Below are 15,636 nucleotides of genomic sequence, written 5' to 3'. Positions count from 1 at the left end.
AGGGCGAGAACGGGCGCTGTGCGCCCGCCACGCCGCATCCGGCCTGCCCGTGCCCCTGCGTGACGGCCTGGTCGCGGAGGGTGTGGCAATTCCCGGTCTGGGAGGATCGGCGGTCGTGAGCACCGCACCCGACAGCGCCGCCGCTGCCGACTCCGCCCTCGTCCGCGCCGCCCGTGGCCTGCCGGTGGACCGCACCCCGGTGTGGTTCATGCGCCAGGCCGGGCGCTCGCTCCCCGAGTACCGGGCGCTGCGCGCGGGGACGGCGATGCTCGAGGCCTGCCAGGACCCCGACCTGGTCACCGAGATCACCCTGCAGCCGGTGCGCCGGCACGGGGTGGACGCGGCCATCCTCTTCTCCGACATCGTGCTGCCGCTGGTGGTGGCCGGGGTGGACATCGAGATCAAGCCCGGCGTCGGCCCGGTGGTGGCCACGCCGGTGCGCACGGTCGCCGACGTCGACGCCCTGCCGCCGCTCGAGCCGGAGCGGCTGGCGTTCCTGGAGACCGCCGTCCGCCAGCTGGTGGCCGAGCTCGGCGCGACGCCGCTGATCGGCTTCGCCGGGGCGCCGTTCACCCTGGCCACGTACCTGATCGAGGGCGGGCCGTCGAAGGAGCACGCCCGCACCAAGGCCTTCATGTACGCCGAGCCGGGGGCGTGGTCCCGCCTGCTCGACCGGCTGGCCGTCTCCGCCGCGACGTTCCTGCGCGCCCAGGTCGCCGCCGGGGCCAGCGCGGTGCAGCTGTTCGACAGCTGGGCCGGGGTGCTGTCGGCCGCCGACTACGCCGAGCGGGCGCTGCCGCACTCGCGCGCCGTGTTCGACGGTCTCGGCGGCCACGAGGTGCCGCGGATCCACTTCGGCGTCGGCACCGGCGAGCTGCTGCCGCTGATCGGCGACGCCGGCGCCGACGTGGTCGGCGTCGACTGGCGCGTGCCGCTCGACGAGGCCGCCCGCCGGGTGGGCCCGGGCTACTCGCTGCAGGGCAACCTCGACCCGGCGGTGCTGCTCGCCGACCGCGCCACGGTCGACCGCGAGGTGCGCCGGGTGGTGGAGCAGGGACGCGCCGCGCGCGGGCACGTGTTCAACCTCGGCCACGGCGTCCTGCCCGAGACCGACCCCGACGTGCTCACCCACGTCGTCGAGCTGGTCCACGAGCTGTCGTCCCGATGAGCCGCCTGGTCGTCGTCGGGGCCGGGATCACCGGCCTGGCCGCCGCGTTCGAGTGGCGCCGGCGCCGGCCGGACGACGAGGTCGTGGTCCTCGAGGCCGGCGACCGGATCGGCGGCAAGCTGGACCGGATCGAGCTGGCCGGGCACTGGTACGACACCGGCCCGGAGGCGCTGCTGGCGCGGGTGCCCGAGGCGGTGCGGCTGGTCGAGCAGCTCGGCATGGCCGACCGGCTGGTCGCGCCGGCGACCACGCAGGCCGCCGTCGTCCTGCCCGACGGCCGGCACCCGCTGCCGGCCGGGACCGTGCTCGGCGTCCCGGCGTCTGCCGACGGCCTGGAGGGGCTGCTGTCGCCGGGCGGCGTCGCGCGGGTGCGCGCGGAGGCCGGGCTGCCGCCGCTCGCCCTCGACGGAGACGTCGGCGTGGGGGTGCTGCTGCGCGAGCGGCTCGGCGACGAGCTGGTCGACCGCCTGGTCGAGCCGCTGCTCGGCGGCGTCTACGCCGGCCGCGCCGACGAGCTCTCCCTCGCCGCCACCATGCCGGCGCTGGCCGCGCAGCTGCCGCGGGCGGGGTCGGTGCTGGCCGCCGCCGCGGCCGCGCGGGACGCCGGCACCCGCAGCCGCGGCGACGACGACGGCCCGGTGTTCACGACGGTGTCGGACGGCATCGGCGCGCTGCCGGCCGCGCTGGTCGCCGCCGCCCGCGCCGAGGTCCGGCTGGGCACCCCGGCGCACGGCCTGCGCCGCACCGCCCGCGGGTTCGCGCTGTCCGTCGGCCCGGCCGCGCGCCCGGAGACGCTGACCGCCGACGCCGTCCTGGTGACCGCGCCGGCGCCCAAGGCCGCCCGGCTGCTCGCCGACGCAGTCCCGGCCGCCGCGGAGCCGCTGCGCGGGATCCCGTACGCGTCGATGGCGGTCGTGGCGATGGCGTTCCCGGCCCAGCGGGTCGACGCCGGCTCCGGGCTGCTCGTCCCGCCGGTGACCGGCCGGCTGGTCAAGGGCGTGACCGTCTCCTCGGCCAAGTGGCCGCACCTCGCGGGCGAGCACCTGCTGGTGCGGGCGTCGGTGGGCCGGTTCCGCGACGAGTCGGAGCTGCAGCGCGGCGACGGCGAGCTGACCGCCGCCGTCGTCGCCGACGTCGCCGACCTGCTCGGCCTGGAGCGGCCGGAACCGGTGGCCACGCACCTGGCGCGGTGGGGCGGCGGGCTGCCGCAGTACCTGGTCGGGCACCAGGACCGGGTGGACGCGGTCCGGGCCGCGGTGAGCGAGGTGCCGGGCCTGGCCATCGCCGGCGCGGCCTTCCGCGGGGTCGGCGTCCCGGCCTGCATCCGCGACGCGCACCACGCCCTCGACGCCCTCCTCTCGGGCTCCCCGGGGTTTCGGTACCGAAAGCCCCGCCGTCCCCCGGGCCTTCGGTACCGAAAGCCCGGGGTGGCGGACGCCACGGGGCGGGCGGGGCATCTGCGGGCGGCCGGCGCTGTTGAGCCCGGGGTGAACCACCAGCACCACCCCGACGAGAAGAAGAACCTGATCCCCGACCGCCCCGTCCGCTGCCTGAGGCACAGCGTCTGGATGGCCGTCTGCGACGACTGCCGCGCCGCGCACGCCACGCTGGTCAGCGCCGCGGGGAAGCGGCCCGCGACGGCCCGCTGACCACCGCCGTCGCGATCTCCGTGCGGTTGGCCAGGCCCAGCTTGGCCAGGATGTTCCGCACGTGGCTCTCCACCGTCCGCTCGGAGAGCACCAGCCGATCGGCGATCTGCCGGTTGGTCAGGGCCTCGGCGACGAGCGCGGCGATCTCCCGCTCCCTCCCGGTGAGCGGGTCCGCCGCGCGCGCCGCCCGGCCCGCCCGCTCCACCAGCTCCGCGGCCCGCCGTCCGGGCCCGGGCATGCCGAGCCGCCGCGCCTCCGCCAGCGCCGTCCGGGCCAGCTCCCGGACCCGTGGCAGGTCGGCGGCCCGGCCCCTCTCCAGCAGCGCGCCCGCCAGCCCGACCCGGTCGTTGACGGCGGCCGGCCGGGCGCCCGTGCGGGTGTCCACGGCCAGCGCCTCCGCGAAGTGCGCCACCGCCACCTCCCACTCGCCCCGGACGGCGGCGAGCCGGCCGAGCAGCACCTCCAGGGACCCGCAGCAGTAGACCCCGGCGCCGCCCGCGGCGACCCGCTGCAGGCCGGCGACGACCGCGGCCAGGTCGGCCGCCGCCGCCGCGTCGCCGAACGCCTCGACCAGCGGCACCAGCGTCTCGGCCACCCCCGCCGACTCGACGAAGTCGCGCTCGACCAGCCGCGGCCGCAGCTGCGCGTAGCGCGCCGCGGCCTCGTCGCGCAGGCCGCCCACCAGCGCGGTGACCGCTCGGCTGGCCTGGACGATCGGCACGTCGTCGGCCAGCTGGAGCAGCCGCACCGGGTTGGCGTCCAGGTCCATCTCCACGCCGGTGACCAGGGAGTGCTGGTACAGGAACGCCCCCGACATGCCCGCCGCCGAGATGTCCTGCCCCAGCTCCGCCTCGCCGACGACCCGCGCCTGCTCGTTGAGCTCGAGCGCCTCGTCGAACCGGCCGTAGAGCGCGGCGACCGACGCCCGCAGCCGCAGGTCGTGCCAGCGGACCAGCGGCAGCCGGGTGCGCCGCGCCAGCGCCGTGACCCGCGCCAGCTCGTCCTCGGTGGTCGCGGTGTCGCCCACCTCCAGCGCCGCGTCGATCCGCCACTTCGCGCCCCACAGCTCCGCGAGCGGCTGGCCCGTCGTCCCGGCGTGCGCGATCGCCAGCAGCCCCAGCCGCATCCGCTCCTCGCGGGGCAGCGCGGCCGGGCTGGCCTTCATCCGGGCGCGCACGGCGTCGAGCACCGCCTCCGGGTCGCCGCTCTCCTCGGCCAGCGCCAGCGCCTCGGCCGACCGGGCCGCGGCGGCACCCAACCGGCCGGCGTCGGCCAGCACCGACGCCGACTGGGCGAGCAGCCGGGCGCGCGTCGCGGCGGGCAGCGACGGGTCGGCCAGCGCCCGTTCGCACATGCGCAGGACGGCGGGCGGGAAGCCGGGCGCCGCGACGTCGTGGACGGTCAGCGCGGCCGGGGCGAGCAGATCGGTGCGCCCGCACGCCGCGGCGGCCTCGGAGGCGGCGTCGGCGTGCGCGAGCGCCTCGCCCGAGCGCCCGGCCCGGAACTCCGCCGTCGCCAGCTCCAGCAGCAGCTCGGCGCGCTCGCCGGCCCGGGCCCCGGCGCGGTCGGCCGCGGTCAGCGCCGTCGCGAGGAACCGGGCCGCCTCCTCGAACGCCAGCGACCGGGTGGCGGCGACCGCGGCCCGGCGCGCCCACGCCGCCGCCCGGCGCAGGGTGGCCGGCTCCGCGGCGGCGCGCAGCCAGTGCCCGGCGACCACCCCGGCCGCGGTGTCGTCGTCCTCGGCGAAGCGCTCCAGCGCCTCCGCCGCCCGCCGGTGCAGCTCCTCGCGGGTGCTGGGGGAGAGGTCGTCGTGGATGGCGTCGCGCACCACCGCGTGCACGAACCGGCGGCGGCCCGGCACGTCCGGCACCGCGGCCAGCACCCCTGCCCCCACCGCGGCGTCCAGCCCGGTGCGCACCTCGTCGAGCGGGCGGCCGGTGACCGCGGCGAGGCGGGCCGCGTCGACCTCCTCCCCGAGCACCGCCGCGCTGTCGAGCAGGTCCAGCACCGGCGGCGGCAGGGCCGTCAGCGTCGTCCGCACCAGGTGCCGCAGCTCCGTGCCGCCGTCGGCGCCCGTGGCCGGGGCGCGGGCGACCGCCCGCAGGTACAGCGGGTTGCCGCCGCTGCGCCGGTGCGCGGCGCGCGCCGCCTCCGCCGTCGCCCCGGGCAGGTAGGCGCGCACGTCGGCCTCCGTCAGCGGGGCGAGCGGGAGCGCCCGGGTGGCCGGCCAGCGCAGCAGGTCCGGCAGCGCGTCCTCCAGCCGCCCGCCGGCCGGCCCGGCCGGGTCGCGGTGGGTGCCGATCACCAGCAGCCGCGACCGCTGCAGCTCGCCGGCGAGGTGGCGCAGCAGCCGCAGCGACGTCTCGTCGGCCCAGTGCAGGTCCTCCAGGACGACGACCAGCCCGCCCGGCTCGGCCGCCTCCAGCAGGGCCTCGGTGGTGGTGGCGACCAGCGCGAAGCGGGCGGCCTCGGGATCGGCCGGCCCGCGGGCGGCCAGCGCCTCCTCGACGGCCGTGCGCACGCCCGGCAGCGTGCGCATCACCCGCCGCCACGGCCACAGCGGCGGAGCGCCCGGGTCGTCCACGCACCGCCCCCACGCGACCGCGGGCGCGCCGGCCACCGCCTCCTCCACGGTGCGGGTCTTGCCGATGCCCGCGGGCCCGGAGAGCACCAGCAGGCCGCCCCGGCCCCCGGCGGCCGCGGCGATGCGCCCCCTGAGCTCGGCCAGCTCGGCGGTGCGACCGACGAACACGGCGCGCAGTATCCCGGTCCGCGACGGCGCTGAGTACCGCGTTTCAGTGCCGTGGTCCCGTGCTTCCACGGATGTCGCGGATGCTCCGCCGGCGGATCGTCCTCCGCGCCGGGACCGGACCCGCCGGCCCCCGAACCGGAGGGAGCACCCCGTGTTCGCCACCGTCACCGCCACCCCGCCCCCCGGCGAGCCCGTGGGCTCGGTCGAGGTCGCCCACCTCGACGGCGGGGGGAGCACCACGCTCGCGTTCTGGCCCGACGAGGAGTCGGCGCCGGCCGGCGAGCGGGTCTACCGCGTCGTCGACGGCTTCGACGGCGCCGCCGCCGGCCGCACGCCGCTGTTCGCGCAGGTCACCTGGCTCAACGGCGCCGGCGACCCGGCCGTCGCCCGGGCCGCCGAGGTCGGCGGCCGCGAGCGGATCCACCCGGCCGTCCGGGACGTCGAGGGCCTGGTGGGCACGCTGGTCCTCGAGTCGGCGGACCACCGGATCGTCGTCCTCGGCACCGCCACCTCCCTGGAGGCGCACACCGAGGTGCAGGAGCGGATCATGCGCACCCCGCTGCTGCCCGGCGAGGACCCGGCGCTGCTGCCCGGCTACGACCGCCTCGAGCTCGGCCGCGTCGTGCGCGCCGACGTCCCGCGGGCGGTGCGGTCGTGACCGGCCTGCTGCGGGCCCGGATCGCGGCCGGGACGTGGGCGGTCTCCGACAGCCGCACCCGCGTCGCGTTCACCGTCGGCAACGTCGGCCGCCCCGTGCACGGCTCGGTCGCCTGCCGCTGGGGCCGGGTGCAGATCGGGGCCGACGGCGCCCCGCTGCGGGTCCGGGCCGAGGTCGACCTCGACAGCCTGGACACCGGCATCGCGCGCCGGGACGCCGACCTGCGCGCGCCGCGCTTCCTCGACGTCGACCGGCACCCGACGATGACCTGGTCGGCCGACCGGTTCACCGCGGGCGAGGACGGCGCGTGGCGCGCCGAGGGCGTGCTCGCCGTCCGCGGCACCTCGGCGCCGCTGACCCTGGTCGGCGGGCCGGAGGCGGCGGCCCCGGACGGCTCGTGGCTGCGGGTGCGCGCCACCGGCGTCCTCGACCGGACCGCGGTCGGCATCCGGGCGCCGTCGTTCCTGGTGGGCCGCCCCGTGCGGATCGCGATCGACGCCTGGCTCACCCCGGCGCTGCCGTGAGCCGTGGGCGCGCCGGCCCGATCGCGCTAGCCGTAGTACAGCGCGACGGGCCGGCCGTCGATCTCCCGGACGTCGACGGTCGTGTCGTAGACGGCCTCCAGCACCCCGGGCCGCATGATCTCCCGCGGCGGCCCGTCGGCCACGACGCGGCCGTCGCGCATCGCGACGATGCGGTCGGACCAGGTCGCCGCGAAGTTGATGTCGTGCAGCACGACGACGACCCGCTTGCCGAGCTCGTCGGCCATGCGGCGGACGAGCCCCATCGTCTCGGTCATGTGCCGCAGGTCGAGGTTGTTGAGCGGCTCGTCGAGCAGGACGTGGCGCGTGTCCTGCGCGAGCACCATCGCGATGAAGGCGCGCTGGCGCTGACCGCCGGAGAGCTCGTCGAGGAACCGGCCGCGGTGGGCGTCGAGGTCGAGGTAGGCGATCGCGCGCTCGATGTGCTCGCGGTCGGCCACCGTGAGCCGGCCGCGCGAGTGCGGGAACCGGCCGAACTCCACCAGGTCGTGCACGGTGAGGCGAGCGGCGACGTGGTTGTCCTGGCGCAGCACGGCGAGGGTGCGGGCGAGGTCCCGCGACGACGCCGTCGCGACGTCGGCCCCCTCCACCGTGATCCGGCCGGCGTCGGGCTGGACGAGGCGGCCGACGAGGCCGAACAGGGTCGACTTGCCGGCGCCGTTCGGGCCGATCAGCGCCGTCACCCCCTCCTCGCCGAAGCGGAGCGAGACGTCGTCGACGACGGTCTGCCGGCCGTAGCGCTTCGTGACGCCCTCGAGCAGGATCACCGCGCCCCCTTCCGCAGCACGAGGTACAGGAAGAACAGGCCACCGGCGAAGTCGATGACCGTGGACAGGGTGCCGCCGAAGTCGAGCGCCTGCTCCAGGACCAGCTGGCCGCCCAGCAGGCACACCATCCCGATGAGCACGGCGGTGGGCACCGTCCACACGTGCCGGAACGAGCCGGCGTAGGAGTAGGCGAGGTTGGCGACGATCAGGCCGAGGAACAGGATCGGCCCCACCAGCGCCGTCGACGCGGCGACGAGCACCGAGACGACCGCGAGCGCGGTCATCACCACCCGCCGGTGGTCGACGCCCAGGCCCACGGCCGCCGGCGCGCCCAGCGTCAGCACGTCGAGGGTGCGCAGCAGCGGCACGACGGCGGCGCAGCCCAGGACGACGAGGACGGCGGTGAGCAGCAGCAGCGTCTCGTCGGGCCGGGTGAGGGAGGCGAACATCGCGTCGGAGAGCACCTGGAAGTCCAGCGGGTCGAGCATCCGCTGCATCCACTCGGTGAAGCTGCGGAAGAACGTGCCCAGCACGATGCCCACGAGCAGCATGAGGTGGATCGACCGGCGCCGGCCCCCGAACAGCCAGGTGAAGAGCGAGACGCTGAAGGCGACCATGACGACGAGCTGGACCAGCCACAGGGTGAGCGGGTCCACGCCCAGGAACGACGCCGAGCCGGCGGCGAACACGATGACCGTCGAGACGAGCACGTAGAACGCGTCGAACCCCATGATCGACGGGGTGAGGATGCGGTTCTGCGTGATGGTGTGGAAGACCACCGTGGAGACGCCCACCGCCGTCGCCACGACGAGCATCGCGAGCACCGTGCGGCTGCGGATCTCCAGCGCGAAGGCCAGCGAACCGGGGACGTCGGTGAACAGGTAGCCGGCGGTCAGGACCAGGACGGCGGCGGCGAGCACGGCCAGCCGCACGGACGGGCGGGCCCAGCGCGCCCGGACGCGGGCGCGGGCCGCGACGGGGGCGGGTGTCGTGGCGACGGGGTCAGTGAGCACGGCTGCCCTTCCGCAGGAGCAGCCACAGGAACACCGCCGCGCCGACGACGCCGACGATGACCGACAGCGGGATCTCGTAGGGGAAGCGCACGACGCGCGCCAGGATGTCGCAGCCCAGGACGAACACGGCGCCCAGCCCCGCGACCCACGGGATCGCGCGGCGCACGTTGTCGCCGATGAGGAGGCTCACGATGTTCGGGACCACCAGCCCCAGGAACGGGATCAGGCCCGCCGTGACCAGCACCGCCGCCGTGATCACCGCGACGACCACCATGCCGACGGCCACGATCCGCCGGTAGTCCAGCCCCAGGTTGGTCGCGAACTCCTCGCCGAGGCCGATCACGCTGAACCGGTCGGCGGCCACCCAGGCGACGACGACCATGAGCCCGGCGATCCAGACGAACTCGTAGCGCCCCTGCATGATCGTGGCGAAGCTGCCCTGCGCCCACTGCCCGAGCGACTGCAGCAGGTCCAGGCGGTAGGCGAAGAAGGTCGTCACGGCGCCGACGACGCCGCCGAGCATGATGCCGACCAGCGGGACCAGCACGAGCTGGCGCACGGGCACGGCCTTGACCACCTGCAGGAACACCCAGGTGCCGAGGAGGCCGAACGCGGCGGCGACGGCCATCTTCCCGAGCACGGCCATGCCGGGGAAGAACACGATCGTCACGAGCATGCCGAGCGTGGCGAACTCGCTGACGCCCGTGGTGCCCGGCTCGACGAACTTGTTGCGCACGAGCATCTGCATGATCAGCCCGGCGATGCCCAGGGAGGCGCCGACGAGGACCACCGCGATCGTGCGGGGGATCCGGCTCACCCCGAGCAGGAAGGCGGCGTCGCTGCCGGGGCCGCCGGTGAGCACCGAGACCGGGGAGACGTCGGAGACCCCGACGAACAGGCTCGCGACCGCGAGGACCGCGAGCAGCACGCCGACGAGCACCCCCACCCAGGTGCGCCGGGGGCGCGCCGGGACGGGGGTGCCGGTCGGGGTGGTGCCGAGCGCCGTCATGGACGACGGGAGCGGTGCCGAGCGCGGGTCAGGCCGACGCCTCCGCGATCTGCAGCACGTCGTCGATCATGATCTGCGTGGTGTCGATGCCGCCGAAGACGATGTACCAGGCCGTCGGGTCGAGGTAGACGATGTGGTCGTCCTGGTAGGCGGTGGTCTGCTTGACGATGTCGTTGTCGAGCACCGTGGCGGCCGGCTGGGCGCCCTCCTCGCCGGTGGCGGCGTCGCGGTCGACGACCCAGAGGTAGTCGGGGTCCGTCTCGAGCAGGAACTCGAACGACACCGGCTCGCCGTGCGTGGCGGCCGCGATGTCCTCCACCACCGGCTGGACGCCGAACGCGTCGTAGATGAGGCCGCCGCGGGCCCCGCGGCCGGTGTCGCCCTCGGCCGCCGGCGCCATGGCGCTGAGCTCCCCGCCGGAGACCATGAGGCCCAGCCCGGTGCCGGCCTCGGCGGTGGCCGCCCGCGCCTCCTCGATGCCCGCCTCGAGCTCGTCGATCGCCGCGGCCGCCTCGTCCTCGGCGCCGAGCACCTCGCCGAGGAAGGTGACGGTGCGCTCGAGGTGCTCGGTGTAGGACCCCTGCAGGCTCAGGTCGACGGTCGGCGCGATCTCGCTGAGGTCCTCGTACAGCGCCGCCGAGCGACCGCCGATGACGATGAGGTCGGGCTGCTGCGACTCGATCTCGATGATGTCGGCCTCGAACAGCGTGCCGGCGTTGAACGCGTCGTCGGCGAGGTGCTGCTGGAGGTAGTCGGGCACCGAGTCCAGCGGGGCGCCCGCGACCTCGCCGCCCAGCGCGCCGATCGTGTCGAGGCTGGCCATGTCGAAGACGACGATCCGCTCGGGGTTCACGGGGACCTCGACGGAGGTCTCCTCGAAGGTCGGGTCCTCGTCCTCGGCGGCGGTGTTGCGGTCCCACGTGTAGGTGACGGTGCCGGCCGCCGCCTCGGTGGTGTCCTGAGCGTCGGCGGAGCCGCCGCAGCCGGCCAGCACGAGCGCGGCTGCGGAGACGAGCGAGAGCGTCGCGACGGGACGCGGTGTCAGCATGCTTCCTGGTGTCCTTGCTGGGAGGGCGGGCACGGTCGGTGGTGAAGCCAGGGAAGGCTAACCTAACCTCGCGCCGACCCGACTTCCGGCCCCTCCCGTCCGGTTCCCGCGCCCGGCCCGCCGGCTGCGGCGGCCTGGCGCCGCCGGTGGTCGTCGCCCCCGGAGCCCGGAGGACAATGGCGCCATGAGCGAGCAGCAGACGGGACAGCCGACCGAGGCACGCAGCATCGGCAAGCGGGCGAACGAGCTCAACGCCATGATCCGCTACACGATGTGGTCGGTGTTCCGGCTCGCCCGGCCGCTCGGCGACGAGCAGCGCGCCGCCGCCGCCGACGAGGTCGCCGCCCTCTTCGAGGAGCTGGCCGGCAAGGACGTCGTCGTCCGCGGCACCTACGACGTCTCCGGTCTGCGGGCCGACGCCGACGTCATGGTCTGGTGGCACGCCCCGACGGCGGAGGCGCTGCAGGAGGCCTACGGCCGGCTGCGCCGCACCGCGTTCGGCCGGCACCTCGACCCGGTGTGGTCGCAGCTGGCGCTGCACCGGCCGGCCGAGTTCAACCGCAGCCACATCCCGGCCTTCCTGGCCGAGGAGGAGCCGCGCCGGTTCGTGTGCGTCTACCCGTTCGTGCGCTCCTACGAGTGGTACCTGCTGCCCGACGAGGAGCGGCGCGAGCTGCTCGCCGAGCACGGCCGGATGGCCCGCGGCTACGCCGACGTGCGGGCCAACACCGTCGCCTCGTTCGCCCTGGGCGACTACGAGTGGATGCTCGCCTTCGAGGCCGACGAGCTGCACCGCATCGTCGACCTCATGCGCGACCTGCGGGCCTCCCGCGCCCGCCGGCACGTCCGCGAGGAGGTGCCGTTCTACACCGGCGTCCGCAAGCCGGTCGCCGAGCTGGTCACCGACCTGCCGTGAGCGGAGTGGGAGGGACGCGGGAAGCGCGCCCTCCCACTCCGCTCACCGGGCGGGCTCGAGCCGGATGGACAGCGAGTTGATGCAGTAGCGGTCGCCGGTGGGGGTCTGCGGGGCGTCGTCGAAGACGTGGCCGAGGTGGCTGTGGCAGGTGCCGCAGAGCACCTCGGTGCGGACCATCCCGTAGCTGCGGTCCTCGCGCAGGACCACGGTGTCGGACGCCGACGGCTCCCAGAACGACGGCCAGCCGCAGTGCGAGTCGAACTTCGTCTCCGACCGGAACAGCTCCGCCCCGCACGCCCGGCACGAGTAGACGCCGACGGTCTTCGTCTCCACGTACTCGCCGGTCCACGGCCGCTCGGTGCCGGCCTGCCGCAGGACGGCGTACTCCTCCGGCGAGAGCTGCGCCCGCCACTCCTCCTCGGTCTTCGCGACCTTCGGCTGCTGCTCTGCGGAAGCGGTCATGACCTCACGGTACGGCGGCCGCGCAACGCCGGGTCAGCGCCCGAATCCGGCCTCCCGGGCCCGGACGATCGCCTCGGCCCGGTCGGCCACCTGCAGCTTGGTCAGCACGTTGGACACGTTGTTGCGCACGGTCTTCGGCGACAGGTACAGGGTCGCGGCGATCTGCGCGTTGGACCGGCCGGCGGCCACCAGGTCGAGCACCTCGCGCTCGCGGGCGGTCAGCTGCGGGAACGCCGTCTCCGGTCCCCGCGGGCCGGCGGTGAAGAAGTCGGCGATCCGCCGTGCCAGGGCGGCGCCGAACACCGCGCCGCCGCCGGCCACGGTGGTGATGGCCCGCACGACCTCCTCCTGGTCGGCGCCCTTGAGCAGGTAGCCGCGGGCGCCGGCCCGCACCGCGGAGAACACCGTGCCGTCGTCCTCGCTCATGGTCAGGACGACGACGCCGATCGACGGCGAGGCGCTGGTGATCCGCCGCGTCGCCTCGATGCCGTCGAGGCCGGGCATCTGCACGTCCATCATCACGACGTCCGGCTGCTCCTCGAGCGCCAGGTCCACCGCGGCGGCGCCGTCGGCGGCCGTGCCCACCACCGCCAGCCCGGGCACCGACCCGAGCAGCAGGGCCAGCCCGTCGCGGTAGACCGGGTGGTCGTCCACCACGACCACCCGCACGGGCCCGTCCTCCTCCGGCACGGCCGGCTCAGCCACGAGCGATCCCCTTCCCCTCCACGGGCAGGACCGCCCGCACCGTCGTCCCACCCTCCGGCGGGCACGTGACCGAGCACGTCCCGCCCAGCTCCGCGGCCCGTTCGCGCAGCGACACCAGCCCGACGCCGGCCGGCGCGCCGGGCTCGATGCCCACGCCGTCGTCGGCCACCTCGACGGCCAGCGCGCCGTCGGCCAGCCGCTCGAGCCGCACCGCGACCCGGCCCGCGGACGCGTGCCGGGCGACGTTGGCCAGCGCCTCCGACGCGATCCGGTACGCGGCCACCTCCACCGCCGCGGGCAGCTCGTCGACGTCGGGGGCGGCGTGCACGCCGACGTGCACCGACGCCGGCAGCAGCCGCTCGGCCTGCTGGCGGACCGCGCCGGTCAGCCCCAGGTCGTCGAGCGCGGGCGGGCGCAGGTCGTGCACCAGCCGCCGCACGTCGGCGAGCGCGGCGGCCACGTCGTCGCGGGCCTGCCGCAGCACCGCGTCGGCCTCGTCCGGGCGGGGGCCGGCCAGGTTGCGGGCCAGGTCGATGCGCAGCACCACCGCGCCGAGGCTCGGCCCGAGGCCGTCGTGCAGGTCGCGGCGCAGCCGGCGGCGCTCCTCCTCGCGGGCGGCGACGAGCTGCTCGCGGCTGTCCTGCAGCTGGGCGGCCAGCGAGCTGGCCCGCGCCGCGGCGGCGGCCTGCCGCACGACGTCGGCGAGCAGCCGCTCGTCCCGCGCGACCAGGTGCGCGCGGACCCCGCCGCGGGGCAGCAGCAGGCGGCCGACCTCCTCGCCGCGGTAGGCGATCGGCAGCGCCTGCACCGCGGCCGGTCGCGGCCCGTGCTCGACGAGCAGCGTGGCGCCGCCCACGGCGTCGACCTCCACGCCGACGTAGGGCGAGCGGAAGGCCTCGGCGACGCCGTCGGCGACCGCGGCGAGCTGCTCGTCGACGCCGTCGGAGCGCTCCAGCCGGTAGGCCAGGTCGGCGACGACGCGGTAGGGGTCCTCGCGCTCGCCCAGCACCCAGCGGCGGACCAGCCGCCACGCCTGCGCGCGCAGCGGCACGTACAGGCCGGTCACGACCAGCAGCGCCAGCAGGGTGGCGTCGCGGTCGCCGAGCCGGTCGCCGAGCAGCGCCCCGGCGGCGGCGATCACCGCGAGGTCGAGGACGACGACGGCGACGGCCAGGCCGCCGTAGACCAGCGTGCCGCCGAGCAGGCGGTCGATGTCGACCAGCCGCGGCCGCAGCAGGCCGACCGCGACCGCCGCCCCGGTGAGGCCGACGGCGAGGCTGAAGGCCAGCGAGCTCGGGTCGCCCGGCACGACGAGCGTGGCGAGCAGCACGAGCGCGTCGACGACGCCGGCCCACAGCAGCCACCGCAGCTGCAGCCGCCGCTCGCCGGTGGCCCGGCGGTAGCGGGCGACGACCGCGGCGAGCGCGATGCCGATGCCGAGCATCGCCGCCGGCAGGCCGATGCGCAGCAGCGGCAGCACCACGCCGGCCGGGAGGGGCAGGCTGGTCGGGTCGAGGTCCACCCGGTCGTAGAAGGACGAGGTGGTGGTGCCGGAGCCGGCGTCGAGCAGCGCGGCGGGCGCGACCATGAGCAGCAGCGGCAGGACCGCGGCGGCGGCGAGCCCCGCGACCGCGACCGGCCGCCAGCGGCCGCCGGGCAGGCGGCCGTCGGGGTAGACCAGCAGGAGCAGCGGCAGCCCGATCAGCAGCCAGGCGCCGAAGCGGGAGACGAACCAGAACGCCGCCGTCGCCCCGGGCAGCGCCTCCTCGCCGCGCAGCGCGTGCACCAGCCAGGACTGGGCCAGCCCGTCGAGGCCCCAGGCCAGGGCGTTGCCGCCGAGCACCCACGAGACGGGGTGGCGGGGCAGGCGCGCGAGGAGCAGGCCGGCCGGGACCGCGAGCAGCAGCCCGGGCAGGCCGATGACCCAGCCGACGGTCGCCTCGGCCGCGGCCCGCGTCGCGGCGGGTGTCAGCAGGTCGAGGACGGCGGCGCCCAGCGTGGCGGCGGCGCTGACCAGCGCGACCGCCCACGCGGCCACGAACCCGGGCCGCCGGGCCTCCCGGGGTGGGGGAGGCGCCGCGACGCGCGGCGCGGCGAGGTCGGGGGCGGCGGGCACACGCAGGATCCTCGCCGACCGGTGTCCCGTCCGTCAGGAGGCAGCTGTCCCGAGTCCCCCGGGACGGGGGAGAGGACCGGATCGAGGGCGGCCGGCCCTGGGTGCCCGGGACGGCGCCCGCCGACGGTGGTGCCAGGACGGCGCACCGAGCGCCGTCACCGCACCCCGGAGGACCCGATGACCCTCAGCACCACGCCCGTACCGGCCCGCACCGACGCCCGCGCCGCCCGCCCGCCGGCGCCCCCCGCCACCACCCGGTCGGCGGTCCGGCTGGCCGGCCTCGCCACCACGGCCGGCTCGGCCGCCTGGGCGGCCTGCATCTTCGTCTACGGCCTCGGCGCGGAGCCGGGCCTGGACGCGACGGTCTACAACACCTCGACCCTGCTGTTCCAGATCGGCCTGGTCGCCCTCGTCGCGGTGCAGCTGCGCACCGGGGCGATCGGCACCGGCCGGCTGGCCCGGCGGCTGCTGCACGCCGAGCACGTGCTCCTCGGCCTGGCGATGGTCTCCACGGTGCAGACCATCGCGGTCCCGGCGTGGGACGACGCCCCGGCGTGGGTCGCGCTCGACGCCTTCTGGCCCCTCTCCATGCTCGGCATGTTCGCCATCGGCATCCGCATCGCGATCGCCGGGCGCTGGCGCGGCGCCGCCCGCGTCTGGCCGGCGGTCGCCGAGAGCTGGGCGCCGGTGTGCGTGCCCGCCGCCGCCCTGCTGCCCGCCGCGGCGCCGTACATCGCCGCCGGCCACCTGCTCGCCGGCTACGCCGCCCTCGGGCTGGTGCTCGCCCTGCGCCCGGACCTCGCCACCGCCCGCCGCTGACCGCGCACCGGC

Annotated in this window: 14 protein-coding genes; 6 read left to right on the top strand and 8 right to left on the bottom strand. The window is 76.6% G+C overall.

Annotated elements, in window-relative coordinates; genetic code table 11:
- The first annotated feature begins 115 nt into the window (after positions 1-115).
- Together hemE and hemG are read left to right on the top strand one after the other, a co-directional pair.
- Positions 116-1,168 carry a uroporphyrinogen decarboxylase gene (gene hemE, locus ACI78S_RS13805; protein ID WP_456974173.1) on the top strand — a complete coding sequence of 351 codons (1,053 nt, stop codon included), beginning with the start codon at positions 116-118 and terminating at the stop codon, positions 1,166-1,168.
- The gene (gene hemG, locus ACI78S_RS13800; protein WP_456974171.1) at positions 1,165-2,817 is read left to right on the top strand and encodes a protoporphyrinogen oxidase; all 1,653 of its coding nucleotides are present in this window, start codon (positions 1,165-1,167) and stop codon (positions 2,815-2,817) included. Before hemE ends, hemG begins: the two co-directional genes overlap by 4 nt.
- On the opposite strand, the gene ACI78S_RS13795 is transcribed toward hemG, so the two are convergent.
- Entirely contained in the window at positions 2,780-5,569 is a 2,790-nt protein-coding gene (locus tag ACI78S_RS13795; protein ID WP_456974169.1) for an ATP-binding protein, read from the bottom strand. The genes hemG and ACI78S_RS13795 overlap by 38 nt on opposite strands.
- A 151-nt stretch (positions 5,570-5,720) precedes the next feature.
- Between ACI78S_RS13795 and ACI78S_RS13790 the strand changes: the two genes are divergently transcribed.
- Positions 5,721-6,227, top strand: a complete 507-nt coding sequence (locus ACI78S_RS13790; protein ID WP_456974167.1) for a hypothetical protein — start codon at positions 5,721-5,723, stop codon at positions 6,225-6,227.
- Entirely contained in the window at positions 6,224-6,751 is a 528-nt protein-coding gene (locus ACI78S_RS13785; protein ID WP_456974165.1) for a YceI family protein, read from the top strand. Before ACI78S_RS13790 ends, ACI78S_RS13785 begins: the two co-directional genes overlap by 4 nt.
- 26 nt (positions 6,752-6,777) lie before the next feature.
- Here the strand turns inward: ACI78S_RS13785 and ACI78S_RS13780 are convergent, their stop codons facing one another.
- Genes ACI78S_RS13780 through ACI78S_RS13765 form a run of 4 tightly spaced genes read right to left on the bottom strand, consistent with a single transcriptional unit; the run spans position 6,778 to position 10,606 of the window.
- Positions 6,778-7,536, bottom strand: a complete 759-nt coding sequence (locus ACI78S_RS13780; RefSeq protein WP_456974164.1) for an iron ABC transporter ATP-binding protein — start codon at positions 7,534-7,536, stop codon at positions 6,778-6,780.
- The gene (locus ACI78S_RS13775) at positions 7,533-8,549 is read right to left on the bottom strand and encodes an iron chelate uptake ABC transporter family permease subunit (RefSeq protein WP_456974162.1); all 1,017 of its coding nucleotides are present in this window, start codon (positions 8,547-8,549) and stop codon (positions 7,533-7,535) included. The genes ACI78S_RS13780 and ACI78S_RS13775 overlap by 4 nt, the downstream gene beginning before the upstream one ends.
- Complete coding sequence (locus tag ACI78S_RS13770; protein ID WP_456974160.1) at positions 8,539-9,558, bottom strand: ABC transporter permease; 1,020 nt, start codon at positions 9,556-9,558, stop codon at positions 8,539-8,541. The genes ACI78S_RS13775 and ACI78S_RS13770 overlap by 11 nt, the downstream gene beginning before the upstream one ends.
- A 28-nt stretch (positions 9,559-9,586) precedes the next feature.
- A complete protein-coding gene (locus tag ACI78S_RS13765) occupies positions 9,587-10,606 on the bottom strand; it encodes a siderophore ABC transporter substrate-binding protein (protein ID WP_456974158.1) in 1,020 nt (339 codons plus the stop codon).
- 184 nt (positions 10,607-10,790) lie between these two features.
- Between ACI78S_RS13765 and hemQ the strand changes: the two genes are divergently transcribed.
- Entirely contained in the window at positions 10,791-11,522 is a 732-nt protein-coding gene (hemQ, locus tag ACI78S_RS13760) for a hydrogen peroxide-dependent heme synthase (RefSeq protein WP_456974156.1), read from the top strand.
- Positions 11,523-11,564: 42 nt separating this feature from the next.
- On the opposite strand, the gene msrB is transcribed toward hemQ, so the two are convergent.
- Genes msrB through ACI78S_RS13745 form a run of 3 tightly spaced genes read right to left on the bottom strand, consistent with a single transcriptional unit; the run spans position 11,565 to position 14,805 of the window.
- Positions 11,565-11,984, bottom strand: a complete 420-nt coding sequence (gene msrB, locus ACI78S_RS13755) for a peptide-methionine (R)-S-oxide reductase MsrB (protein WP_456974154.1) — start codon at positions 11,982-11,984, stop codon at positions 11,565-11,567.
- Positions 11,985-12,017: 33 nt separating this feature from the next.
- Positions 12,018-12,689: a response regulator gene (locus ACI78S_RS13750; RefSeq protein ID WP_456974152.1), complete on the bottom strand. Its 672-nt coding sequence runs from the start codon at positions 12,687-12,689 to the stop codon at positions 12,018-12,020.
- Positions 12,682-14,805 carry a histidine kinase gene (locus ACI78S_RS13745; RefSeq protein WP_456974150.1) on the bottom strand — a complete coding sequence of 708 codons (2,124 nt, stop codon included), beginning with the start codon at positions 14,803-14,805 and terminating at the stop codon, positions 12,682-12,684. Before ACI78S_RS13745 ends, ACI78S_RS13750 begins: the two co-directional genes overlap by 8 nt.
- Positions 14,806-14,982: 177 nt before the next feature.
- Between ACI78S_RS13745 and ACI78S_RS13740 the strand changes: the two genes are divergently transcribed.
- Positions 14,983-15,624 carry a hypothetical protein gene (locus ACI78S_RS13740; protein WP_456974148.1) on the top strand — a complete coding sequence of 214 codons (642 nt, stop codon included), beginning with the start codon at positions 14,983-14,985 and terminating at the stop codon, positions 15,622-15,624.
- Positions 15,625-15,636 lie beyond the last annotated feature (12 nt).

Source organism: Geodermatophilus sp. SYSU D00815 (assembly GCF_054050035.1).
Note: the sequence above shows the minus strand (reverse complement) of the source record. Positions and strands in the feature narration are given on the sequence as shown.